General features: G+C 31.1%; 27 protein-coding genes and 1 riboswitch. Of the genes, 3 read left to right on the top strand and 24 right to left on the bottom strand.

Going from position 1 to position 24,704, the window contains the following annotated elements:
* Position 1: 1 nt before the first annotated feature.
* The 18 genes from ccpN to tpx form a co-directional block, all read right to left on the bottom strand.
* Positions 2 to 631, bottom strand: coding sequence for a transcriptional regulator CcpN (gene ccpN, locus BUA92_RS08990; RefSeq protein WP_073018800.1), 630 nt, complete (start codon positions 629 to 631; stop codon positions 2 to 4).
* Positions 632 to 832: 201 nt separating this feature from the next.
* Positions 833 to 1,435: a DUF4342 domain-containing protein gene (locus BUA92_RS08985; RefSeq protein WP_073018799.1), complete on the bottom strand. Its 603-nt coding sequence runs from the start codon at positions 1,433 to 1,435 to the stop codon at positions 833 to 835.
* A 2-nt stretch (positions 1,436 to 1,437) separates the two neighbouring features.
* Complete coding sequence (gene recO / locus BUA92_RS08980; protein WP_073018796.1) at positions 1,438 to 2,181, bottom strand: DNA repair protein RecO; 744 nt, start codon at positions 2,179 to 2,181, stop codon at positions 1,438 to 1,440.
* A gap of 12 nt (positions 2,182 to 2,193) precedes the next feature.
* Positions 2,194 to 3,084, bottom strand: coding sequence for a GTPase Era (era, locus tag BUA92_RS08975; protein ID WP_073018794.1), 891 nt, complete (start codon positions 3,082 to 3,084; stop codon positions 2,194 to 2,196).
* Between the two features lie 8 nt (positions 3,085 to 3,092).
* A complete protein-coding gene (locus BUA92_RS08970) occupies positions 3,093 to 3,500 on the bottom strand; it encodes a cytidine deaminase (RefSeq protein ID WP_073018792.1) in 408 nt (135 codons plus the stop codon).
* 19 nt (positions 3,501 to 3,519) lie between these two features.
* On the bottom strand, positions 3,520 to 4,218 hold the full coding sequence (locus BUA92_RS08965; protein ID WP_073018790.1) for a diacylglycerol kinase: 699 nt from the start codon (positions 4,216 to 4,218) through the stop codon (positions 3,520 to 3,522).
* 12 nt (positions 4,219 to 4,230) lie between these two features.
* Positions 4,231 to 4,734, bottom strand: a complete 504-nt coding sequence (gene ybeY / locus BUA92_RS08960) for an rRNA maturation RNase YbeY (protein ID WP_073018788.1) — start codon at positions 4,732 to 4,734, stop codon at positions 4,231 to 4,233.
* A 1-nt stretch (position 4,735) separates the two neighbouring features.
* Positions 4,736 to 6,793, bottom strand: coding sequence for an HD family phosphohydrolase (locus BUA92_RS08955; RefSeq protein ID WP_073018786.1), 2,058 nt, complete (start codon positions 6,791 to 6,793; stop codon positions 4,736 to 4,738).
* Positions 6,794 to 6,820: 27 nt separating this feature from the next.
* Positions 6,821 to 7,957 (bottom strand): sporulation protein YqfD, encoded by a 1,137-nt coding sequence (gene yqfD / locus BUA92_RS08950; protein WP_073018784.1) that lies wholly within the window; start codon positions 7,955 to 7,957, stop codon positions 6,821 to 6,823.
* On the bottom strand, positions 7,958 to 8,242 hold the full coding sequence (gene yqfC, locus BUA92_RS08945; RefSeq protein ID WP_021801015.1) for a sporulation protein YqfC: 285 nt from the start codon (positions 8,240 to 8,242) through the stop codon (positions 7,958 to 7,960).
* A 144-nt stretch (positions 8,243 to 8,386) separates the two neighbouring features.
* Entirely contained in the window at positions 8,387 to 8,836 is a 450-nt protein-coding gene (locus tag BUA92_RS08940) for a GatB/YqeY domain-containing protein (protein WP_073018782.1), read from the bottom strand.
* A 44-nt stretch (positions 8,837 to 8,880) separates the two neighbouring features.
* Positions 8,881 to 9,057 (bottom strand): 30S ribosomal protein S21, encoded by a 177-nt coding sequence (rpsU, locus tag BUA92_RS08935; protein ID WP_021801013.1) that lies wholly within the window; start codon positions 9,055 to 9,057, stop codon positions 8,881 to 8,883.
* 119 nt (positions 9,058 to 9,176) lie between these two features.
* Positions 9,177 to 9,521: a histidine triad nucleotide-binding protein gene (locus BUA92_RS08930; RefSeq protein WP_073018780.1), complete on the bottom strand. Its 345-nt coding sequence runs from the start codon at positions 9,519 to 9,521 to the stop codon at positions 9,177 to 9,179.
* Between the two features lie 12 nt (positions 9,522 to 9,533).
* Positions 9,534 to 10,841 carry a tRNA (N(6)-L-threonylcarbamoyladenosine(37)-C(2))-methylthiotransferase MtaB gene (gene mtaB, locus BUA92_RS08925; RefSeq protein ID WP_073018777.1) on the bottom strand — a complete coding sequence of 436 codons (1,308 nt, stop codon included), beginning with the start codon at positions 10,839 to 10,841 and terminating at the stop codon, positions 9,534 to 9,536.
* Positions 10,841 to 11,587, bottom strand: a complete 747-nt coding sequence (locus BUA92_RS08920) for a 16S rRNA (uracil(1498)-N(3))-methyltransferase (RefSeq protein ID WP_073018775.1) — start codon at positions 11,585 to 11,587, stop codon at positions 10,841 to 10,843. Before BUA92_RS08920 ends, mtaB begins: the two co-directional genes overlap by 1 nt.
* A gap of 12 nt (positions 11,588 to 11,599) precedes the next feature.
* Positions 11,600 to 12,541, bottom strand: coding sequence for a 50S ribosomal protein L11 methyltransferase (gene prmA / locus BUA92_RS08915; protein WP_073018930.1), 942 nt, complete (start codon positions 12,539 to 12,541; stop codon positions 11,600 to 11,602).
* A gap of 101 nt (positions 12,542 to 12,642) precedes the next feature.
* A complete protein-coding gene (locus tag BUA92_RS08910) occupies positions 12,643 to 13,464 on the bottom strand; it encodes a CPBP family intramembrane glutamic endopeptidase (RefSeq protein WP_073018773.1) in 822 nt (273 codons plus the stop codon).
* 156 nt (positions 13,465 to 13,620) lie between these two features.
* Positions 13,621 to 14,115, bottom strand: a complete 495-nt coding sequence (gene tpx, locus BUA92_RS08905) for a thiol peroxidase (RefSeq protein WP_073018771.1) — start codon at positions 14,113 to 14,115, stop codon at positions 13,621 to 13,623.
* A gap of 227 nt (positions 14,116 to 14,342) precedes the next feature.
* On the opposite strand from tpx, the gene BUA92_RS08900 reads away from it, so the two are divergent.
* Complete coding sequence (locus BUA92_RS08900; protein ID WP_175550878.1) at positions 14,343 to 14,870, top strand: sigma-70 family RNA polymerase sigma factor; 528 nt, start codon at positions 14,343 to 14,345, stop codon at positions 14,868 to 14,870.
* Positions 14,860 to 16,170: a DUF4179 domain-containing protein gene (locus tag BUA92_RS08895; protein ID WP_073018768.1), complete on the top strand. Its 1,311-nt coding sequence runs from the start codon at positions 14,860 to 14,862 to the stop codon at positions 16,168 to 16,170. Before BUA92_RS08900 ends, BUA92_RS08895 begins: the two co-directional genes overlap by 11 nt.
* Positions 16,171 to 16,223: 53 nt before the next feature.
* Here the strand turns inward: BUA92_RS08895 and BUA92_RS08890 are convergent, their stop codons facing one another.
* Complete coding sequence (locus BUA92_RS08890) at positions 16,224 to 17,630, bottom strand: NCS2 family permease (protein WP_083553457.1); 1,407 nt, start codon at positions 17,628 to 17,630, stop codon at positions 16,224 to 16,226.
* Between the two features lie 271 nt (positions 17,631 to 17,901).
* Positions 17,902 to 18,001: riboswitch (purine riboswitch) on the bottom strand.
* Between the two features lie 42 nt (positions 18,002 to 18,043).
* Positions 18,044 to 18,805, bottom strand: coding sequence for a peroxide stress protein YaaA (yaaA, locus tag BUA92_RS08885; protein WP_073018764.1), 762 nt, complete (start codon positions 18,803 to 18,805; stop codon positions 18,044 to 18,046).
* A gap of 213 nt (positions 18,806 to 19,018) precedes the next feature.
* On the opposite strand from yaaA, the gene BUA92_RS08880 reads away from it, so the two are divergent.
* Positions 19,019 to 19,567: an NADPH-dependent FMN reductase gene (locus BUA92_RS08880; RefSeq protein ID WP_073018762.1), complete on the top strand. Its 549-nt coding sequence runs from the start codon at positions 19,019 to 19,021 to the stop codon at positions 19,565 to 19,567.
* Between the two features lie 293 nt (positions 19,568 to 19,860).
* On the opposite strand, the gene dnaJ is transcribed toward BUA92_RS08880, so the two are convergent.
* From dnaJ to hrcA, 4 genes are all read right to left on the bottom strand, one after another.
* Positions 19,861 to 21,015, bottom strand: coding sequence for a molecular chaperone DnaJ (gene dnaJ / locus BUA92_RS08875; RefSeq protein ID WP_073018760.1), 1,155 nt, complete (start codon positions 21,013 to 21,015; stop codon positions 19,861 to 19,863).
* Between the two features lie 92 nt (positions 21,016 to 21,107).
* Positions 21,108 to 22,949: a molecular chaperone DnaK gene (dnaK, locus tag BUA92_RS08870; protein ID WP_073018758.1), complete on the bottom strand. Its 1,842-nt coding sequence runs from the start codon at positions 22,947 to 22,949 to the stop codon at positions 21,108 to 21,110.
* 29 nt (positions 22,950 to 22,978) lie between these two features.
* Positions 22,979 to 23,617 carry a nucleotide exchange factor GrpE gene (gene grpE / locus BUA92_RS08865; RefSeq protein ID WP_073018756.1) on the bottom strand — a complete coding sequence of 213 codons (639 nt, stop codon included), beginning with the start codon at positions 23,615 to 23,617 and terminating at the stop codon, positions 22,979 to 22,981.
* Positions 23,618 to 23,643: 26 nt separating this feature from the next.
* The gene (hrcA, locus tag BUA92_RS08860) at positions 23,644 to 24,675 is read right to left on the bottom strand and encodes a heat-inducible transcriptional repressor HrcA (protein WP_073018753.1); all 1,032 of its coding nucleotides are present in this window, start codon (positions 24,673 to 24,675) and stop codon (positions 23,644 to 23,646) included.
* Positions 24,676 to 24,704: the final 29 nt, after the last annotated feature.

Below are 24,704 nucleotides of genomic sequence, written 5' to 3'. Positions count from 1 at the left end.
ATTAACTATCTCCTAGTCTTACAAAAAGCTTCGTAATATTTGTTTTGGATACCTTCCCTACCATTTTTATTATTTCTCTATCTTCTCGTGCTTCTCTTTCTATAATTGGAATGCTATCAATTTCATGTTCTATTATTTTCTTTGCCACAACAAACGCCGAATCCTCTGGACTAGCATAAATTATATTAGGCATCCTTGTCATTATGACGCCTACAGGTACCTTATGTATATCTGTACCTCCAATTGCTATCCTTAGAAAGTCTTTTCTAGAAACAGCTCCCGTCAAATTTCCATCGTTTTCAACAAAAAGAGTTCCAACATCCTTAAGGAAAAGATACACAATAGCGTCATATACCATAGTCTCTTCTGAAACAATTGTTGGCTTTGACATTATATCTTTAACTTTTATGTTGGAAATAAAATCATAAACTCGACTTTTTGTAGTCTTCGATGAATATACATATCCTACCTTAGGTCTTGCATCTAATATTCCCATCATTGTTAATACAGATAAATCTGGTCTTATTGCCGCTCTTGTTACTCCTAATTTTTCTGCTAAGGCTTCTGATGTTATAGGCTGTCCTTCTTTCACCAACCTAATGATTTCTTCTTGTCTATTGGAAAACTTCATACTATCCCTCGTTTCATCAAGGAATATTCAGACAATTCAAATTAGTTATAATATTTACAAGATTATTATAACATGTTATACAACTTTTACTATACTAAATTTTCTGAATAATTAATTAAATTTACTGAATATTCCCATGATTCTTTAATTTTCATCTCATTAATGTTAATTTGCTTCTATTTTCTTTATTTTACAGTCTTATCAATCTGTTTCTTTTTCTTCTTCTTCAAAATTAACAGTGTAGGTATAAAAAGTTTCTTCTTCATTTGAGCTTTTTTGGGTATTACTTTTGTTATAAGCTCCGTTTTTCACTTCTGAAACTTTGCTTTTTATACTTTCTGCAACATCTGATGCTTTGTCTTTTATATCATCATATGCCCCTTTTATATACTTATTTACTACTTCAACTTCTCCATTTTCTCTAGTTATCTCAATAGTAAGCTTAGTAACTATAGCCGTAACTACTCCTATAGCTAATAATTGTGGAAGCATTATAGCTATAACCCCTGCTGCTACTCCAGCATTTACAGGTATATCTACCACAGTTCTATCATCTTTTTTTATTTTGATTCTTGTAACGTTTCCTTTTCTAACTACTTCTTTGATATAAGCTTTAAATTCTTCAAAGCTTTCATACTTTCCTTCTTTTTGAGATTCTTTTTCTGATGTTTTTATATTTTCCAAATATATTATCGCTTCTAAAACATCTCCGTCGCATTGTTCTAAAGCATATTTTGCCTCAGCATAAGTAGTATTAGTTCTTTCTCTTACTTTATCTACTTTTTCTAATGTTATTTCACTCACAGCTATCTCTCCTTTATATATTCTAACATTTCTAAACTTTTAGGTTTTTTAGCATAGTTTGAAGAAAAGATACTTGATGTTACTTTAAATATCTCATCCTTAATTTCTGTATTTACATTAACCCTATGAACCTTATCCATTGGTGAAGAATTTAGAAACCTTAATACATTATAAGCGACAGTAGAAATACGAATACTATATTCTTTCGTACATTCTCCACATATTCCTCCATAATTTGCAAGACTGATGTAACTACTAGTATTAATCTTTTTGCCACAGTTTGCACAGTTATTAAGGTTCAAACCATATCCTGTAGACTTAAGCAGTTTAAGTTCAAAGCTTCTTACTAAAAGTTCATAGTCTATGGCATCGGTATTTAATAAATATAAGCAAGTAACAAAATCCTTAAATAAGTTTGGATTACTTTCTCCATCTATTAAAGATATATCTATAAGTTCACAAAGATAAGATGAATAAGTAAGTTTTTCTAAATTACCTAATAACCCTTGAAAGGAATTAATAATCTTCCCTTCTGATAATGAGTAAAGATTTTTACCTCTAAACATCATATACTCTCCATAACATAAAGGAAGTGTTATAGAAAAATGTCTACTTTTAGCTTTCTTTGCACCTTTTGCAATTGTAGTAATTTTTCCAGACTTTTCTGTAAAAATCCAAACTAATTTATCATTTTCCTTAAAATCCTGGGTTTTTATAATAACTCCTTGAGTTTCAAAAAGTGACATATCTCCACCCGCTTACTTAAGCTTCTTATAACCTAGATCTTTAAGTAGTAGTGGATTATCTCTCCACTCTTTTCTAACTTTAACCCAAATCTTTAAGTTTACTTTTTCTCTTAAGAAACGTTCTATTTCATATCTTGCCGTTTCTCCAATCTTCTTTAAACTCTGTCCATTCTTACCTATAATTATACCCTTATGAGAGTCTTTTTCGCAGATTAAATCTACTTCTATTGTGTACATTCCCTTGTCGTTTTGTTTCATTTGAATTATATCTACAGCAATACCATGTGGAACCTCATCTCTAAGGGTCTTTAAGGCTTTTTCTCTAACAATTTCAGCTACAACAAACTTTTCCTGTACATCTGTAATCATATCTTCCGGATAGTACTTAGGACCTTCTGGTAAATACTTAACTATTAATTCTTTAAGTGTATCTACGTTTTTACCCTTTAAGGCAGATATAGGTATTATTTCAGCAAACTCAAATTCTTTTGAATAGTTTACTAAAGTTTCAGCAACCTTATCATGAGTGTTTTCATCTACTTTGTTAACTACAAGAAAAACAGGGGCTTTTTGATTTTTTAAAGACTCTAATATGAATCTATCGCCTCTTCCAATTGTTACATCTGGAGTTATTAAAAATAACACTACGTCTACATCTTTTATAGAATCCTTCGCTGAGTTAACCATGTATTCGCCTAACTTATGTTTTGGTTTATGTATTCCAGGAGTATCAACAAACACTATTTGATACTCCTCCTCAGTCAATATAGTTTGTATATTATTTCTAGTTGTTTGGGGTTTATTAGAAACTATTGATAGCTTCTCTCCCATAATATAGTTAGTTAAAGTGGACTTACCTACATTTGGTCTTCCCACTATAGTTATAAAACCTGATTTAAACATTCTTCCTCCTAAATCTCAAGATCTTTTTTAGTAAATGATCCTGGTAACATTTCATCTAATGTTTTTATTATATAATCTTTTGAATTTTTTACTATTATCACTTTTATATTTTCATTTTCTGCAAATTCAGCCATTACCTGTCTGCATATACCACAAGGTGCAGTATACTTTTCTGTATCACCTATAACGGCTATTGCTTTTAATTTTCTATTACCTTTTGATACTGCATTAAATATTGCTGTTCTTTCAGCACAATTTGTTGCTCCAAAAGAAGCATTCTCTATATTACATCCTTTATATATGTTTCCATCTTCAAATAAAGCAGCTGCTCCTACCTTAAATTTTGAATAAGGAACGTAAGCTTGCTCTCTAATCTCTATAGCAGCTAAAACCAGCTCTTCAACATTTATCTCCATAAGTAATCCTCCTCTTATTTTAACTAAAAAGCTTAAAAATTATGAAAGTCATAACTGTTCCAAAAATAGCACCAACGATAACTTCTGCCACAGAATGTACTTCTGAGTCTACCCTGCTCTGGGCTGTTATAAAGGCCATTATGAAGCTTAAGCTTATTATAATAGGCTCCTCTGTTATTAAAGAAATAGCTGTAGCTAATGAAAACGCTAACGCACTATGTCCTGATGGCATACCACCTTTTAATGGCGTTCCTTCACCAAATATAGCCTTCACTATTATTGTCGCAATACACACTATAATCAATACAATAAATATCATATAAGGATGAGAGTTTTTTATTTTGTTTACCACCTCAAATGTTGCTCTATTTAACTTATCCCAAAATATTATATATCCAACTAGTATCGCATTAACTGCTGTTATCAAAACTCCTCCAGCAGCAGCATTTTTAGCTATTTTAGCTAAAGGGTGATAAAAATTTGTGGTAGAGTCTATGGCATACTCTATAGCAGTATTTATTAATTCTGCACTTATTACCATTGTTATAGTTACTGCCAATATAAGAAACTCAACCTTAGAAATATCATAAAAGAAACACGCTCCTAAAACACATATTGCTGCGAACATGTGAATTTTCATATTTCTTTGAGTTCTTACAGAATGAATTATACCATTTATAGCATGATTAAAGCTATCCACCAAATTTTTAACCTTCATAGTATCACCCCTTTAACCTCTTGTTATATTTAATTTATTAAGTATAGCCTCTTCTCTATCTCTCATGACCTTCTTTTCATCCTCTTCCATATGATCATATCCTAGAAGATGCAAAACAGAGTGAACTGCTAAATAAGCAGCTTCCCTATCATAGGAATGATTATACTCTTCTCTCTGTTCAACAGCTTTTTCTAAAGATATTACTATATCCCCAAGTACTAACTCTTCACCATCAAAATAAGTTTCATCAAACTCATAATTACTATATTGCTCTTTAAATACTTTTCCCTTTTCATAGTCTATCATTGGGAAACTTAATACATCTGTTTCCTTATCTATAGATCTTGTTTCTCTATTTATATCTTTTATCTCATCATTATCAACAAATATTAAAGATATCTGAGTTTCACACTTTACCTCTTCTTCTTTTAGTGCAAACTCTATAGTACTTTCTATAAACTCTTGAAATTCCTTAGTCACTTCTAATTTAGATTGTCTATTATCAGTATATACCAATTTATTTTACTCCTTTTTCTTCTGTGGGATATTCAATCCTCTCATGATATATTCCACTTAAAACTTTTAAAAAACATTGTCTTATTTTGGTTAAGTCTTTTAAAGTTAAATCACAGTTGTCTAACTGACCTGAATGCAACTTATCTTTAATTATATTATTAACCATTTCCTCTATTTTCCCCTTTGTTGGTTCACTTATACTCCTTACCGCAGCTTCTACAGAATCAGCTAACATTATTATTCCCGCTTCTTTACTTTCTGGTATTGGTCCTGGATATCTAAAATCAGCTTCCTTAACTTCTTCTCCACCCTCTGGTGAGTTTTTCATCTTATAATAAAAATACTTAACCAAGGTTGTACCATGATGTTGAGCTATAATATCTCTTATTACCTTTGGCAAATTGTATTCTTTAGCCATCTCAAGTCCATCTTTAACATGTGATGTTATAATCAATGTACTTAAGTTCGGAGTTATTTTATCGTGAGGATTGTCTTTCCCTATTTGGTTTTCTTTGAAGAAATAAGGTCTTTTTGTTTTTCCTATATCATGATAAAAAGAACCTATTCTAGCTAATACTGAGTTACCACCTATCTCTTCTGCTGCAAGCTCTGCTAAGTTAGATACTAAAACTGAGTGATGATAAGTACCTGGTGCTTCCATTAAAAGTTTCTTAAGCAGCGGACTATTAGGATTAGATAGTTCTAGTAACTTAACAGTAGTTACTATATCAAATGTAGTTTCAAATACGGGTAAAAATCCTATAGCAAGTATTCCCGATAAAAGTATCCCGACTCCCCCCATAGCTGTACTTTCAAGCACTTCCATCATGTCATTTGATAATAATGTACCTGTTGAAAATGTAAGCACTGCACACATAAGTGCTATATATGCAGTTGATAAAAGAATATCATTTCTTTGTTGCATTTTTCTTAGAGAAGTTGACCCTAAAACACTAGAAACAAAAGCTAAAATCATAACTTCTGGTTTAAAGCTTATAACTCCACTTATTAGTACACAGTTTAACAAACTAACTACTAAACTTATTTTATAGTTTAATAACAAAGTAAGCATTATTGGTCCAAATATCATTGGCACTAAATAAGGTGATATAAGCGCCGTACTTCTTGCTAAAACTAAAGATATTATGTTAATTATGCTTATAAGTATTAGATTATTTGTATTATCAAAAATCTTTCTGTAATATTTATAAATATAAAAATATTCAATAGTTAATATTACAGCTACAAATATACCTAATACAAAATATACATATAGACTATCTCCAGCTGCAGAATTTTTAAGAAGTCCTAATTCATTTAAAAGCTCTATCTGAGACTCCGTAACAGGCTCTCCCTCTTTTACTATAGTTTGATTTTTCTTTATTACTATCTTAGGGACATTTTTCTGTGCTTCTTGAATTTTTTCATCAGTTTTTTCTTTATCATAAAAGAAGTTAGGTTTTATTTGAGAAGTTATAAGAAGATTCAATATATCTCTAGGTCTTCTATTAAAGCTACTGTTGTTTAAGTTGTTTTCAACTTCATTTTTTGCAGCTTGTATATCTTCTGCCTTATCTTCTTCTATGTTCTTCTTGTAAACAAGTCCTATTATCTCTAAGGACTTATTTTGAAATAAAGTGATGTCTTCTTTAGATACTGAAAGTAAATATTTATAGTCTTCATCATCTAACTTAACTACATTTAAGGTTTTTATAGCAGCTATTTTGTCATTCTCTTGTACTGTGGAATCTTTAAGTGCTATTATCTTTTGAAAAAAGTTCTTTACGTTATCCTCTGCTGTTTTTGATACATCTGTCTTCAATGTATACTGTTTATCTATTTGCTGGACAACTTCATCTTCCTTAGCCTTTGTAGCCATCTGATCTATTGTATCTCTAGGGGCCTTTATATCCGCATTAGCTATATCCCCTGGATTTAAATTATATTTCTTAGTGACAATAGCAGTCATTAAAATCAAAAAAGCTAATAAGAAGGTGAAGAAGAAAGTTAAAATTCTTTTTAGTTGTATATTTCTTTGGTTATCCAATTTCTTAGCCATAGTTTCACCTACTTTTTATTATTAAAGTTAATTGTTCATTTGTGATATATCTTGCTCTACTATAAACTTATTTTTTATTATGATTTTTCCATCCCCTATGTTTTCAACATCTTGAATTTCTTGTACTATGGTATCTTTCTTATCAATCTCTTTTAAAACTGCCTCTCTTGACTTATTTAGCACATTAAGCTTAACCTCATCTTCGTTTAAGTTTAGCTCTTTCTCTGAAACCTCATAATAAACTTCACTTTTTATAAAGTTATCTTTGACTTCTATTTTATCATAGTCCTTATATGTTTTTATAGGCTTTTTTAGATAAATTTTCTTTCCTAGAACTTCGACATATATAGCTTTATCTTTTTCTCCTGTTCTCTCTTTTGACTTACCGCTTATTTGTACCTCTAATATCTTTTCATAGGCCGTACTTGCCATAACCTTACCTTCTGCTTTAGTTGGATATTCAATCCCTTCTTTTCCTTGATATGGCTTTATAAGCAAATCTCCAGCCTTAACTATATCACCAGGCTTAACAACAGCAGTTCCTGAAATTGTATAAATCCTTTTTATAACCCCGTCTATCTTAGCAATTACACCTTCATTGTCTTCTTTTTCTTTAATCTCTGGTGGGTTTACCTTCTCTTCAATATCTACCTTCAAGGTAGAGCCTTCTATTCTTGCTTTTACCCACATTATATCGCTATTAGTGTCTTCTAGCTGCTTTTCTAAAGCATAAACATCTAAAGATGTTTTCTTAACACCAGGTTTTACATTTAATGAATTTAATTGTCTTCTAATCTCAAAAGGTGACAATATTTTTTTAGTGTTAATCTCTATACTCCAAATATATGTAGACAAGTAGAACATAACCCCCAAAAATATTATTCCAGCTACACATAAAGAAACTTGCCTTTTAGCTTTTATAAGATAAAAAGCTAAACCTTTTTTCCCAACAACCTTTACTTTTGCATTTATTCTTTTGGCTATAGTTTGAACTTCTTTAAGGTCTACTAAGTTTATCTCCACAAGAAATGTTGTTAAATCAACTTTTCTAATATTTTTAGAATAAATGCCATGACTCCAAAGTAAATTGATAAATTTCTCTGGAATCATAGCTCTTACCTCTATAGTTATTGTTCCCTTTTTAAGTTTTTTTAATATCTCCATTTACCCCATCCCCTCATAAATTACTGATTTGAACTCTCCTTGAATTACTATAGTCTGACCTCCAATAAAAGCTATCTCAAAGTCTTTTCCATTTATGGTTATAGTCCCTATTTTAGAATTTATCTTTATATACTCTCTTTCAAAGGCTATTATCCCTTTATGATTCTCTATAGATATTTCATTATTACTTGAGATAGTTATTTTCGGCGTACTTAATATGACATCATTTGGTATTTCTAGGTTTTCAGCTAACTTCATTTTTGCTCTATTCCACTTAGACTCCATAAAACCCCTCAAAAAAAAATCATTTCATATTAATTTATGATGATGTGGTTTATTAAATTACAAATTTTAAAATATCATTTATATTGATATTTCATGGTATGTAAAAAAGGAGCTCACAAAGTGAACTCCTTTTATAACGTAAAATTATTTACTTAAATATTCTTTAACAATTGAACTTACAAGTTTACCATCAGCACGGCCTACAGTTAAAGGTCTGACTTTCGCCATAACTTTTCCCATCTCCTTAGGAGAGTTGGCACCAACTTCAAGCGCAGCTTGTTTTACAATTTCAAGAATTTCATTCTCGTTTAACTGTTGAGGAAGGTAATTTAGCAAAATCTCAATCTCAGTCTTAGACTTATCTACAAGATCCTGTCTATTTCCCTTTTCAAACTCAAGCATAGCTTCTTTTCTTTGCTTGATTTCTCTTGCTAAAATTTCTATAACTTGCTCATCTTCAATTTTGACATTGTTAGTTTTTTCAACTAAAAGTACAGCTGCTTTAGCCATGCTTAAAACTTCAGCCTTAAATTTTTCTCTTGCCTTTAAAGCCTGTTTCCAGTCCTCTTGAAGTCTTTCTTTTATTGTTGGCAATATAATACCTTCTTTCAAAGAAATTCTTTTATAGAACTCTGCTATTATTTAAACTTTCTCTTTCTAGCAGCTTCTGATTTTTTCTTTCTCTTAACGCTTGGTTTTTCATAATGTTCTCTTTTTCTTACTTCTGAAAGAACACCTGCTCTAGCGCATTTTCTTTTGAATCTTCTTAAAGCACTTTCTAGTGTTTCATTTTCTCCAACTCTAATTTCTGACATCTACTATCCCTCCCTCCGCTAGCTAATATGTTATAATGCACAGCCGTGGGCTTTAAACAACACACGCTATATTATACAATACTATATTTTACAATGTCAAGAACTTCATATAATTATTGTTAGCCTGGAGGCCATTTAAGACTTCTTCCTCCTAGAATATGAAAATGTAGATGATTTACAGTTTGACCACCATCTTCACCACAATTATTAACTATTCTGTAGCCAGTCTCTGATATACCTAGTTCTCTTACTATCTTATGGATAACTAAGTATATATGTGCTATTATATCACTTTTACTTTCATCTATATCATTAGCACTCGCTATATGTTCTTTAGGAATAACTAATACATGTACTGAAGCTTCCGGGTTTATATCGTGAAAAACAAACACTTTATCATCTTCATAGACTTTTTTTGACGGAATTTCTCCTTTTGCTATTTTACAAAAAATACAATCATTCATGTTTTCACCCCCTTAATCTATTATTTCTCCATAGGCTACTCCATTTCCTGCATCATTTATTTTTACTTTAATAATTTTACCTATTAAGTTTTTTTCTTTAGAACAAACTATAACCTTTATGTAGTTATGAGTATATCCTTCATATAAGTCCTGTTCATTTTTTACCTTTTGCTCAAATAAAACAGGAATTTCTGTTTCTATATATTTTTCTATAAATTCTTTTTCATTTTTCAGATCTAACTCTATTAGTTTTTTACTTCTTTCCTCTTTGACATTTCCATCTATCTGATTTTCCATGTCAGCAGCTCTAGTACCTTTTCTAGGGGAATATTTAAATATATGCATCTTAGATAACTTTATTTTACTTAAAGTCTTATAAGTTTCATTAAACTCTTCTTCTGTTTCGCCTGGGAATCCAACTATTATGTCTGTAGTTAAAGACACATCTTTTATCTTTCCCCTTAAAATATTAACTATACTCTCATATTCTTCTATGTTATATCTTCTATTCATTCTTTTAAGAGTTCCATTAGAAGCACTTTGTAATGAAAGATGGAAGTGAGGGCAAAGTTTTTTAAACTTTGTAATTCTTTCAACTACTTCTTCAGTAAAGAAAGTTGGATCAATAGATCCTATTCTAACTCTTTCAATCCCATCTATATTTTCAATTTCCTCTATTATATCTATAAGAGTTATCTTCTCATCTAATTCTACTCCATAGGAAGCTATATGTATTCCTGAAAGGATTATTTCCTTAAATCCATTTTCAGCTAAAACTTTAACTTCTTCTATAACCTTTTTAGGATCCTTAGAGCAAACTGCACCTCTAGTATATGGTATTAAACAATAGGCACAAAACCTATTACACCCATCTTGTATTTTTAAGAAAGCTCTAGTTTTATCTTGATACTCTTCGATTCTCAAATCTTCAAATTCCTTATTTCTAAGAACTTCTGAAACTTGAACCTGCATCTTACCTTCATCTTTAGCTTTATTAACCCAATAGACCACTTCTCCCTTGTTTCTTGAACCTAGTACTACATCTATGCCTTCTATGCTACTAACCTCATTAGGAGCTATCTGAGAGTAACATCCTACCGCCGCAATAACAGCATCTGGATTTTGTCTTCTTCCTCTAGAAATCATCTGTCTAGATTTTTTATCTCCCATGTTAGTAACTGAGCAGGTATTTATAACATAAACATCTGCAACTTCGCTAAAGTCTACAACTTCATATCCTTCTCTTATAAACTTTTCCATCATAGCTTCTGATTCATATACATTAACCCTGCAACCTAATGTCGCAAATGCCACTTTCATTACTCATTTCCTCCTAAATCTCCAAGCTCATATTGAAGCAATGATCCACAAACAAAACCAGCTGTTTCAGTTCTTAGAATCCTTGGTCCTAAAGTTACAATATAAGCTCCATTATCTTTAAGTTTGTTTATTTCTTCTTCTTCAAACCCACCTTCAGGACCTATTATAATCCCAAGTTTGTTTACACTTTTATCTAAATTTTTAACTAAAGACTTAACTCCAAAGTTTTCAGCATTTTCATAAGGAACTACAACTAAGTCCATAAGTTTTAACTCTTCCTCTAACTCTTTAAAAGAAATAGGAGAGTTTATCTTAGGTATAAAAGTTCTCTTACTTTGTTTTGAAGCTTCTAAAGCTATTCTCTCAAGTCTGTCTAACTTCTTAAACTCACCCTTTAACTTAACGTCAACTCGCTCGGTTATTATTGGAGTTATTTCTTTAAATCCAAGTTCTGTTCCTTTTTGAACAATTAAGTCCATCTTTGCAGCTTTAGGAAGTCCTTGATAAAGATATACTTCAAGTGGGCTTTCATTATTAACTTCTAACTTTTCATCTATAACTACTTTAACTTCAGTCTTAGTTATTTCTGATATTCTTCCTAAAAACTCTTCTCCTTGAAGATTGTTTATAACTACTTTTTCGCCTTCTTCAAGTCTTAGAACTCTATATATATGTTTAACATCTTCACCTAGTATTCTAGCCTCATTCTCATAAAACAGTTCTTTAGGAGTAAAAAACTTATGCATTCTCTTCTCTCCTTATTTCAACTTTGCAATTATACAATTCCACTCGCCATCTTTATTAACTTCTATAACTTCAAAACCATTTTCTTCAAGATTAGCTATAACCATTTCTCTTCTATCATGAATTATTCCTGATGTTATAAAGATTCCATCTTTATTAAGTGCCTTTTTAACATCTGGGGTTAAAATACAGATTATTTCTGCTATGATGTTTGCAACAACTAAATCTGCTTTTCCATCAACTACATCTAAAAGATTACCTTCTAGTATTTCTATATTGTTAACATCATTAAATGTTAAATTCTCTTTTGCAGAGTCTACTGCTACGGGGTCTAAGTCAACACCAACTACATGCTTAGCTCCAAGTTTAGCTGCAACTATTGCAAGAATTCCTGAACCAGTTCCTATATCAAAAACTACAGTATCTTCTTTTGTGTATCTTTCTAAAGCCGCAACACACATTCTAGTAGTTTCATGAGTTCCTGTGCCAAAAGCCATACCTGGATCTAGTTCAACTATTAAATCCTCGCCTTCTGCCTTATAGTCTTCCCATATAGGTTTAATTACAATCTTTTTACCTATCTTAGTTGGTTTGTAGTACTGCTTCCAGTTGTTTGCCCAATCTTCTTCTTTCATCTTTGTAGAGATAACTTCTGCATCTCCCAAATCGAAGCCCATTTCTTTTAGCTCTTCAACTTTCTCTTTAATATAAGTAACTACTTCTTCTATCTTATCTTCTTCTGCAAAATACCCTTTTACACAAGCTGCTTTTCCTTTATATTCTAATATATTTAAATCTGCAAAATCCCAAGTTAAAGGTCCTTGCTCTCTATCTAATATATCATTAGGATCCTCTATAGCTACCCCCTTACAATCTAACGAGTAAAAAATAGCTGATACTAGTTCAAGAGCCTCGCTTTTTGTTATTACCTTAACTTCCATCCAAGTTCCTTGCATTAAATTCATTCCTTTCTACATCCATTGACTAATATAATATTTTACACGTAAAGAGTAATTATGTCTATGGCATTTTAGAATTAACAATTGACTATCAAATATTACTTAATCACCTTATTTTGTACTATTGGTTTACTCTTTTTGTTGTATATTACAACTGTTATAATCGACACAAGAACAATAACAGAATTCGCGGCAATAGTCCCTGTCCAAGTCATAGTCATTGTACCAAAGAGAGGGGATGCTGCGTTAAACATGGTGTGAAATAATACACACATAAACACACGGCCTTTTCCTGATATCTTGTAAATTGCTCCGTTGAAAAAACGAAACGCTATGAGTTGAACCGAAAACATCCAAAAGTTAATTAGTCCATCTCCATGATTCGTCCCTGGAATAAAGAAAAGTGGGATATGCCATGGAATCCAAATGAGGCCAGCCAAAATAGAAGATATAATAAAACCATATTTTTTATCAAGTCTAGGCTGCAATACGTACATCCAACCAGATTCCTCTAAACCACCAATAATAAGATTACCAGGCAAAGAAAGAAAAATCATATAAAATGGAAGGACCATTTTAGTGGTTCCTGTAACTACCATATGAGTCAAAAAATAAAGCGCAAGCCCTCCAATAACGAACAAATAGAGAGATATTTTATTCTTGACGTAAAAAACAGTTTTGAGCCATTCTTTAAGACCTGTTATTTTATTATTTTTCTTAAGAACTATATATGATGCAATAGCAGGCGATAAAATATATATGGCAAAAGGAATATTCATTACGAATTCCCCTAACGAGTTAACCCAATTATGAACCGAATATCCAAATTGTTCAAGAACAATCAATATACCTGCTACAATATAGGCTATAAAAAATGTTAAAACCGTAAATTGTACTATTATCTTTTTATCCTTCTTCATTTCTTTACCTCACCTTTTAAAAGCCATGTTAAAATCTAATAAATGGTCAATTTGAATTTTATTAGCAATTCTATTTTACCACATAAAACCAAAAAGAAGGCTATGTAATAAGGATCTTCTAAAGCCTTACTACATAGCCCTTATAAACTTATTTAATTATTTTGCTGCCTTCGCTGCATTTATTATTTCTTCAAACTTAGGTTGCTCTGCTATTTCACCTAAATATTCTACATGAGTTACCTTATTATCTGAATCAACTACAAAAGCTGCTCTAGTTAAAAGACCCAACTCTTTAACATATGTTCCAGTAGCTTCTCCAAAAGCTCTATCTTTATAGTCAGAAACAGTTACTACATTTTCAATTCCTTCTGCTGCACACCATCTTGCTTGAGCAAAAGGCAAATCCATTGATACAGTGTAAACTGTAACCCCTTTAAGTTCAGATACTTTTTCATTAAAGGTTCTAACCTCTAAATCACAAACAGATGTATCTACAGATGGGACTGCCAAAAAAATTCTTACTCCCTTTGTATCTTTTAATGTTAATGGAGATAAATCATTTTTTGAAACAACAAAGTCTCTAAATGTATCTCCTACCTTAACTTCTTTTCCTACTAATGTTACTGGATTTCCTTTAAAATTTACTTGCATAATCCTATCTCCTCTCAGTTTATCTATATTATATTCAATTATTAATTTTATCTATATTCATTATATACACTTACTACTTTTCCTATACAACTATATTTTACCAAATAATTTATACTTGTCAATAGTTATTATTAGTTAATTTCAATATGTATTTTATTTTTATTGTATTATAATGGAACCGTTAGCCTTTTCAATCCGTCTAATGGTTGAAAGAAGGAGGGATGAGATTGTTTTTATTAGTCAAAAAAGCTAAAAAAGGTGATAAAGAAGCCTTTTCTCAAATAATCAAAGACATAAGAATTGATTTGTACAAGATATCTAAAGGCTTCTTTAAAAATGAAGAAGACATAAAAGATGCTGTAAGCGAAACTATATTAACCGCTTATCAGAAGATAGACACCTTAGAAAATGAAAAACTATTTAAAACTTGGATAATACGTATACTTATAAACAAATGTAATGACATTTTAAGAAAAAACTCTAAAATTATTTTCTTAAATAATGAAATTGATGAAATTACCTATGATAAAGATCCTAATGAATATCTAGATTTATATGAAGCTATTAACACCTTAAATGATGATATAAAAATCTTAGTTATTCTTTACTATTTTAATGATTTATCAATAAGTGAAATATCAAAAATCACAAATATAAAAGAAGGTACTATTAAATCTAGGTTATCCAGAGGTAGAGATAAATTATATTTAATTTTGAATGCTAATAAAGAAGGGAGTTTTGTAAATGGTAAATAATAATTTTGATAAAAGAATAAAAAATATAACTTCAAAAGTTGAAGTACCTGAAGACTTTATAGTTTTTACTGATAGTATTCTCGATTCCTTAGAACCTAAATCACAACCAACTAAGATAAACAGATTCCGAAGACTTCCTATGGTAGCTTCTTTTGTTTTAATATTTTTATTTATCTTCTTATCCCCTGTTTATGCCAAGCTTACAAGCGTATTTGATTCTTTTAAATCTTTAGATATTTTTAACAAAGATAACAGTGATGATTATATTAATAGCTTAAATATAACTGCTAAGGACTCTGATGTAACTTTTAATTTTAAGAATTTAGTTATAAGTGGTGATTCTATTATACTAAGTTACGAAGCAACTACTCCCTATAAACCTAATTCACTTCCTGGTATATGGGACTCAGATGTAAATGTAAATGGTAAGAAAGTTGAAGATCCATTAACTGAAGACTATGGAACCTTAATCTCAGAAGATAATGGATATACTTACGACATGGTTTCAATAATAGATATTTTAGATATAAAAAACATAAGTGAAAATGATAATATAAAACTAAAGTATACTATTAAAAACTTTGATGGTGTTGATGGAAAATGGAACTTATCTTTAAACCTTCCTAAAGATAAATTATATGATAAAGTTTATTATGCCGATACCAATAAACCTTTAAAAACTCCATATGGAGATATTAATTTTGATGAAATTTCTTTAGGACAATTTTATACAAAAGCTTTTTACAGTATAAGTAATGCTAGTAAAGACTTTAAATTCCTCCATTATATAATAAAAACTGATAAAAATGAAACACTGTTTAATTATAGAGGATCCTCAGCCTCAATAGATGGATCCTCAACAGGTGAAGATTATTTTTCATCTATAAAAGAAAGACCAGATAAAATCTGGATTATACCTTATAAAACCAATTATGATGTTCCAAGTTTGTTAGTTAAGGAAATCCCCGCAAAAGATTTAATAAATCTTCCTAAACCTTATGTTATCAGAATATCTGAAGACTTAGTCTTAAATATTCTTGAAACTTCTTATAAAAATAACAATTTAGAAATTAAATATAAATTCGATGGTGTTTGCTTTGATCCTAATATAGTTTCATTAAAGTATAATGATGATACCTATGTTAATCAAAAATATGGCTTTAACCCTAATTTAATAAGAGCTGACGAAGGAACCCTAACCTACGAAATCCCTAACTTAGATGATTTTAAACTTAAAGTTGTTAATCAAAACCATATTATTCCTGAATATGATAAACAAATAGAACTATCAGTTAAATAAAATTGGGGACAGTTAATGAAAATAATCATTAACTGTCCCCTTTATTGCTTATATTAATCTGGCATTAATATAAATCTTAATATAAATAAGAATGCCATTATGTACATAATTGGATGAACATCTTTTCTTTTACCTGTAAATACCTTCATCAGTGGGTAGAATATCATTCCTACAGCTATTCCATTAGCTATTGAATACGTAAATGGCATCATAGCTATTGTGAAGAAAGCTGGTACAGCTTCTGTAAAGTCTGAGAAGTCTATTTCCTTAACAGCACTTAGCATAAGTACTCCAACTATTATAAGAGCTGGCGCTGTAGCGCTTGAAGGAACCACCCCTATAAGACTGCTAAAGAATAATGAACATATAAATAATATACTTACAACTACATTAGATAGTCCTGTTCTAGCACCTGCTGCTATACCTGCTGCTGATTCTACAACTGTTGCTAAAGTTGTCGTACCTAAAAATCCACCTAAAGTTGTTGCCATAGCATCTGCAAATAGAGATTTTCTTAAGTTTTTAGCTTCTCCATTTTCATCTATCATTCCTGAAGTTTGGGCAGTTCCAACTAAAGTTCCTAAAGAATCAAATAAATCAACTAAGCTCAAAGTTATTACAACCATAAATATAGTAAGTATAGCTCCTACTAGTCCTCCTCCATTATGAGACAATAGTCCTTTAAAGTCTAAAGCTAAGAAAGTATTTCCTATTGGTGGAAGTGAAAATACATGTACATTATCGAGCTTAGTTATTCCCATTGGAATTCCTATTATAGTAGTTATTATAATTCCTATAAGCATGGCTCCTTTAACATTTCTAGCCATTAATACAGCCATAATAACTAAACCTACTATTGTTAGTATAACTGAGCTATTCTTAAAATCTCCAAAAGCAACTAAAGTTGCAGGATTAGCTACTACTATTCCTCCACTTTTTAAACCTATTAATGATATAAACAATCCAATCCCGGCTGTTATAGCAAGCTTCAAATTATGTGGCATAGCATAAACTATTTTTTCTCTTATGGATGTCAAAGTTATGATTATAAATAATATACCTGATATAGATACAGCTGCTAATCCTTGCTGCCATGTATATCCTAATTTCAAACAAATATTAAAAGCAAAGAAACTAACAAGTCCAAGACCTGGAGCCAATACAAAAGGCATATTAGCATAAAAAGCCATAATAAGTGTACCTACTGCTGCTGCAATACATACTGATGCAAATGCAGAACCAACCACAGGATCATTTGCTATAGTTAAAACTGCAGCCTCATCACCCTTTAAACCTAAAGAGTTCATCCCTCCAAGCTTTAAAATATTAGGAACAACTAGTAAAGCATAAGCTATAGTTACAAAGGTAGTAAGTCCTCCTAATATTTCTGTCTTTACATCTGTTTTGTTTTCTTTTAACTTAAAGATTTTTTCTAAAATGTTATTTTCTTTAGTTTTCATAAAAAGCCTCCTCATAAGTAATGCAATAAAAAAATCACCAAGGCGATTTTGAGCCGTTGATTTTTTTTGCGCATCTGCCTTTCCAAACGCATGTGAGGAAAATCTGGCAGGCGCTCAGTTTTATTTTTTACTCTTTAGACTTAGTATTTAAAATAAATGAATTTTATGAAGTTGCATAACACTTCTGCAACTATAATATGTATAATTCCTAAAGAGTAAAAAAAGTACCCGCTTGGAATAGGTAAACCAAACTGGTACAGTAAATACTTAACATCACCATTGATTTACCCATAGCGAAATTTTTACGGAATTTCGTAGAAACATCTGAACCATATTATCAGATATATATGGGCTTGTACTTTTTGACTGACTTAATCATGATATAATAAGGCTTTTACAATGTCAACTGGCGATTAATTTCTTATAAAAACTAAAAAATCTTCGTTAGATTTTTCTTCTGAATATTTATATCCTTCACTCTCAAAATATTTAATACCTTCAATACTTTCTATCTCATTTTCAATTAAATATCTTGCCATAAGACCTCTAGCTCTTTTAGCATATATACTTATTATCTTGTAGCTTCCATTTTTATAATCTTTAAATACAGGTGTAATAACCTTATACTTTTTCTTTAATTCCTCAAGCCTTGCTGCCTTTGAATATTCTTCTGATGCTAGGTTTACTAGAACTTTAGTTTTTTCTTTACTTAATTCATTATCTAAAAACTCAAGTATCTTATCTCCCCAAAACTCATATAAATCTTTTCCAGCTTTATTCATAAGTTTTGTCCCCATCTCTAGTCTATGTTCTTTAATTCTGTCTAGCGGTCTTAAAACCCCATAAAGACCAGATAATATTCTTAAATGTTTATCTCCATACAAAACTGATTCATCTTTTAAAGAGTTTATATCTAATCCCCTATAAACATCTCCATGAAATGCAAATACAGCTCCTTTAACAGGGTTTAATTCATACTGCTGAAATCTATAAAAATTAAGTTCCCCAAGTTTCTCAGAAATTTTCATCAATGAACAAATATCTTCTGGACTAAACTTTTTCAATTCTTTTATAAGCTTTTCTGATTCATTTATGAAATTAGGAGTTCTATCACTAACTACATTTGATTTATCACTAAAATTTAATGATTTTGCTGGTGAAACTATGTATATCATATTTTGTCCTCTCATTCTTTTTATTCTTTATCTATAAATCTATTAAAACAAATAGATAGTTTAATTTCAATTATTAAAAATTTCTACAAATTAAACTTCTACTAAATTTAATTTTACACAACCAATAGTTAATATATTAACAATTATTGACAATTATTCTCAGTAATTTTATAATTAAAGCATAATATAAAGCATTTTAGGAGGTATTTATTTATGAGTAAAAAAACAATCGGTATAATTGTGGGTAGTCTTAGAAAGGACTCCTTTAATAAATCTATAGCTAATTATGTGTCATCGGTATTTCCAGAAGATTATGAAGTTAAATTTATAGATATAAGTAATGTTGATATGTTTAATCAAGATCTTGAGGATAATCCACCAACATCCTGGACAAAACTTAGAGAAGAAGTTGCTTCTTCTGATGGTTTCCTATTCTTTACTCCAGAATATAATCGTTCTGTCCCTGCAGTTTTAAAAAATGCTCTTGATGTTGCTTCAAGACCATATGGTCAAAGTGTATGGGGAGGTAAACCAGCAGGAATTGTGAGTGTTTCACTTGGTGCAATTTCAGGCTTTGGTGCTAATCATCATTTAAGACAAGTACTTACTTTTTTAGATGTTTATACATTACAACAACCAGAAGCTTATATAGGAAATGTTATGGCATTATTAGATGAAAGCGGCAATCTATCAAATGAAGGCACTAAAGAATTTCTTAAATCCTTTGTATCTGCTTTTGTAAAGTTTTCCGAAAAATTCTAACTTAAAAAGACTGTGCAGCACTCTGATACTGTGCAGTCTTTTTCTATCATGATAAAACTTTATAAAAAAGTCGCCAAGGCGATTATGAGCCGTCGACTTTTTTTGCGCATCTGCCTTTCCAAACGCATGTGAGGAAAAACTGGCAGGCGCTCAATTTTCTTGTTTTTTATTCTTTAGGAGTTCATGTAGCCTTCTTATATTCATATCTAATTAAAGTTATCCACAACTTTGAAATAATATAATTTCCTAAAGAATAAAAAATAAAAACCTAGCTATAAAACTAGGTTTTATTTTTATTCTCCGAATATTTTATCCATAAAGCTCTTTTTATTTTTTGAATCTTTATGTTTTTCATGAGATACTTCCTGATTTTGAAGTTCCCCTGAAGCTTCCATAAACATTCTTAATGCTTCTTTTTGTTTTTCATTTAAAGCTTTTGGAATATCAACTATAACTTTAACATATTGATCTCCACGAGCTGATGAGTTAACTCTTTGAACACCCTTACCTTTAAGTCTAAACAATGTTCCAGATTGAGTTCCTGACGGTATGCTATATTTAACCTCACCATCAATTGTAGGAACCTTAATATCTACTCCTAGTGCTGCTTTTGCCATAGAGATATGTTCATCAATATATAAATCAAAGCCTTTTCTTGTGTAAATCTTTGATGGAGCTACTGATATCTTAACATATAAATCTCCTGGAGGACCTCCATTTACACCATGGTCTCCTTGTCCCCTTAAAGGCATAACATTTCCTGTATCAACTCCTGCAGGAATATTAACTTTAATCTTTCTATTTTTTCTTACTCTTCCTTTACCTCTGCAAGTATCACAAGGTGCTTCTACTACTTTACCTGTTCCACCACAAACATCACAAGTTGAAGAACTAACAAAGTTTCCTAGTGGAGTTCTTCTCTCAACTCTTACTTGACCAGAGCCTCCACACTTAGAACAAGTCTTTGGTGAAGTTCCAACTTTTGCTCCTGTTCCATGACAAGTTTCACAATTTTCCGTTCTTGTTATTGAAATTTCCTTTTCTACTCCAAATATAGCTTCTTCAAAACTTAAGTGAAGAGTATATTCAAGATCTGAACCTTCCCTTGGGGCATTTCTTCTTGAGCCACCGCCGCCCCCAAAGCCTCCTCCAAAGAAGCTTTCAAATATATCTCCAAAGCCTCCCATATCAGAGAAATCAAAACCACCTTGACCAAATCCACCTGATCCGTCAGTTGTACCAAACTGATCATATTGAGCCTTTTTCTGAGGATCACTTAAAACTTGATATGCTTCATTTATTTCCTTAAATTTCTCCTCGGCTTCTGCATTTCCTTGATTTTTGTCAGGGTGATATTGAATTGCTAGCTTTCTAAAGGCTTTTTTAATTTCATCATCTGAGGCCCCTTTTTGAAGCCCTAAAACTTCATATAAATCCTTTGACGCCATAAATCCACCACCTATTAAACTTAATTAAAAGGGAAGAGTCGTTCTCCCTTCCCTATCAAAATATTATATGCTATTTATCACTATGGTTTCAACTATTTATCGTCTTCTACCTTAAAATCAGCATCTACAACATTATCATCTTGAGCTGCTCCTTGGTTTGCTCCCATGTTATTTGGGTCAAATCCTTGTCCTTGAGCATTAGCATCTTGATAAATTTTTGAAGAAACAGCATAGAATTCTTGAGTTAACTCATCTGTAGCTTTCTTTATAGCTTCTAAGTCTTCTCCATCCTTGATTTTCTTAACTTCTTCTAATTTAGCTTGTATCTTGCTCTTATCTTCAGCTGATACTTTATCTCCTAAATCAGTTAAAGCCTTTTCTGTTTGATAAACTACTTGTTCTGCATTATTCTTTATTTCTATAGAATCTTTTCTCTTCTTATCTTCTTCAGCAAATTTTTCTGCTTCTTTTACTGCCTTATCTATTTCATCATCTGAAAGATTAGTTGATGCAGTTATTGTTATATTAGCTTCTTTACCAGTTCCTTTATCTGTTGCAGAAACCTTAACGATTCCGTTAGCATCTATATCAAAAGTAACTTCGATTTGAGGAATTCCTCTTGGTGCTGGAGCTATTCCTGATAAAGTAAATCTACCTAAAGTTTTATTGTCAGGCGCCATTTGTCTTTCACCTTGAACTACGTGAATTTCAACGCTAGTTTGGCTATCAGCTGCTGTTGAGAACACTTGGCTCTTTCTAGTTGGTATAGTTGTATTTCTTTCTATTAATGGTGTAGCAACTCCACCTAATGTTTCAATCCCTAAAGTTAAAGGCGTAACATCTAGTAATAATACATCCTTAACATCTCCTGTTAATACTCCACCTTGAATAGCTGCTCCTACAGCAACACATTCATCTGGGTTAACTCCCTTTGATGGATCTTTTCCAGTAAAGTTTTTAACAGCTTCTTGAACAGCTGGTATTCTTGTAGATCCTCCAACAAGTAATACCTTATCTATTTCTCCTATGCTAAGACCTGCATCATTTAAAGCCTTTCTCATTGGTTCTATAGTTCTTTGAACTAAGTCATGAGTTAATTCGTTGAATTTAGCTCTAGTTAATGTTAAATCTATATGCTTTGGACCTGTAGCATCAGCTGTTATAAATGGTAAGTTTATTATTGTTTGAGTTGATGAAGATAATTCTATCTTAGCTTTTTCTGCAGCTTCTTTTAATCTTTGAAGCGCCATCTTATCATTTCTTAAATCTATACCATTTTCAGCTCTAAAGCTTTCAGCTATAAAGTCTATAATTTTTTGGTCGAAGTCATCTCCACCTAGTTTTGTATCTCCGTTAGTAGCTTTAACTTCGAAAACTCCATCTCCAAGTTCAAGTATAGATACGTCGAAAGTACCGCCACCTAAGTCATATACAAATATTTTTTGGTTAGTATCCATTTTATCTAAACCATAAGCAAGTGCAGCTGCTGTTGGTTCATTTATTATTCTTAATACTTCTAATCCTGCTATTTTTCCAGCATCTTTTGTTGCTTGTCTTTGAGAGTCATTAAAGTAAGCTGGAACAGTTATAACTGCTTGAGTTACAGTTTCTCCTAAATAACTTTCTGCATCAGCTTTAATTTTTTGTAAAACCATAGCTGAAATTTCTTGTGGGGTATAGTCCTTGCCATCTATGTTAGTTTTATGGCTAGTTCCCATATGTCTCTTTATTGATATTATTGTTTTATCTGGATTTGTTATTGATTGTCTCTTTGCTACTTGACCTACTAATCTATCTCCATTTGCTTGAAAAGATACTACTGAAGGAGTTGTTCTTGCACCTTCTGCGTTTGCAATAACAACTGGATCTCCACCTTCCATTACTGCTACGCATGAGTTTGTAGTTCCTAAGTCAATTCCTATTACTTTTGCCATGTTAAATTTCCTCCTTAAATTCAGTTAAATTAGTTTACAACTTTAACCATTGAATATCTTATTACTTTTTCACCTTTTTTGTATCCTTTTTGGAATACTTCTGATACCTTGTTAGGTCCAAAATTTTCATCTTGATCATGCATTACAGCTTGATGAAGATTAGGATCAAAATCTTCTGAAGCATCTATTTCTTCAACGCCTAACTTCTCAAGAGAACCTTTGAAACCTCTTATAGTCATTTCTATTCCTTTTTTAAGGTCATCAACCGATCCATCAACTGCCACTGCTCTCTCTAAGTTATCAAGAGTAGGAAGCACTTCTTTTATTACATCGTAACATGCATCAGTGTATATACCTTCTTTTTCTTTTTGAGATCTTTTTCTAAAGTTTTCATACTCAGCACTTAATCTTACTAGTCTTTCCTTTAATGCCTCAACTTCGTTATTAAGTTTTGTATTTTCTTCTTTTAATTTAGAATTTTTTCCTTTAAGCACATCTTCAATAGAGATTACTTCTTCAAATTCTTTATCTTCTAAAACTTCTGCTTCTTCAGCAGTTTCTTCAACATTTTCTTCTACGTCTTTAGAAGTATCTTCTGTTTCAGTAATCTGCTCTCCTTCTAAGTTTTCATTTTTTAAATCTTCAGTGTTAATATTCTCTTTTTCCAAAATCCTTACACCCCTTCTCTCTAGTATTATTTTAAGCTCTGATTGTTAAGAACATTATTAAGCTCCTTCATTACCTCTGCCATTATAGAAATAACTTTAGAATAGTTTATTCTCTTAGGTCCAATTAATCCAACTGTTCCAAGAGCTGTTTCTCCTAAAATGTATTCAGCAGAAATAATACTACAGTCTTTTGCTTGAGGTAAGAAATTCTCATCACCTATCTTTATTGATATTCCATGATCTGTACTTATTAATTGATTTACAGTATCCTTGTTATAAAGAAGCTGTAAAATCTCTTTAGCTCTATCAATATCGTTATATTCAGAGTAATTGAATATATTGGTGGTTCCTTCCATAAATACCTCAGAAGAATCCGATGATTTTAATGTTTCATATAAAAGAGCTAAAACTCCATTTAATATTTCATCAAACCCTTTTAATTCATGAGTAAGCCTGTTTATGACTTCAAGGTTAATTTCTTCTATACTCAAATTAACAAGCCTATCATTCAGTATATTATTTATTTTTGTTACCGTCTCTATACTTAAAGGTTTATTTATCTTAAGCAGCCTATTTTTAACTACTCCACTATCAGTAACAATTACACATAAAATATTTATTATATCTATAGGTATTAATTGTGCAGATTTCATTGAACTTTTTCTAACTGATGGGGCCTTAACCACACAAGTTAATCTAGTTAGTTCAGATAAAAGTGAAGAGACTTGCTTTAATATACTATCCACCTCAAATAAAGCAGTATCAATAATATACTTTTTAATCATTAATTCTTCGTCTAAACTTAGTTTCTCGTAAGACATAAGTTTATCCACATAAAGTCTATAGCCTTTACTAGAGGGTACTCTTCCGGCAGATGTATGAGGTTGTTCCAAGTAGCCTAACTCCTCTAAGTCTGCCATTTCATTTCTAATTGTTGCAGAACTTATTCCCAATTCGTATTTCTTAGCTAAAGTTCTAGATCCTACTGGCTCTCCTGTGTTTATAAAATCACTAATTATGGCTTGTAGAATCTTAATTTTTCTTTCATCTATTGCCATAGTATCACCTCTTTTATTAGCACTCACTA

The organism is Clostridium intestinale DSM 6191, assembly GCF_900130055.1.
Taxonomy (GTDB): domain Bacteria; phylum Bacillota; class Clostridia; order Clostridiales; family Clostridiaceae; genus Clostridium_T; species Clostridium_T intestinale.
The sequence above is the reverse complement of the archived record's forward strand: the minus strand, read 5'-3'. Positions and strand labels throughout refer to the sequence as shown.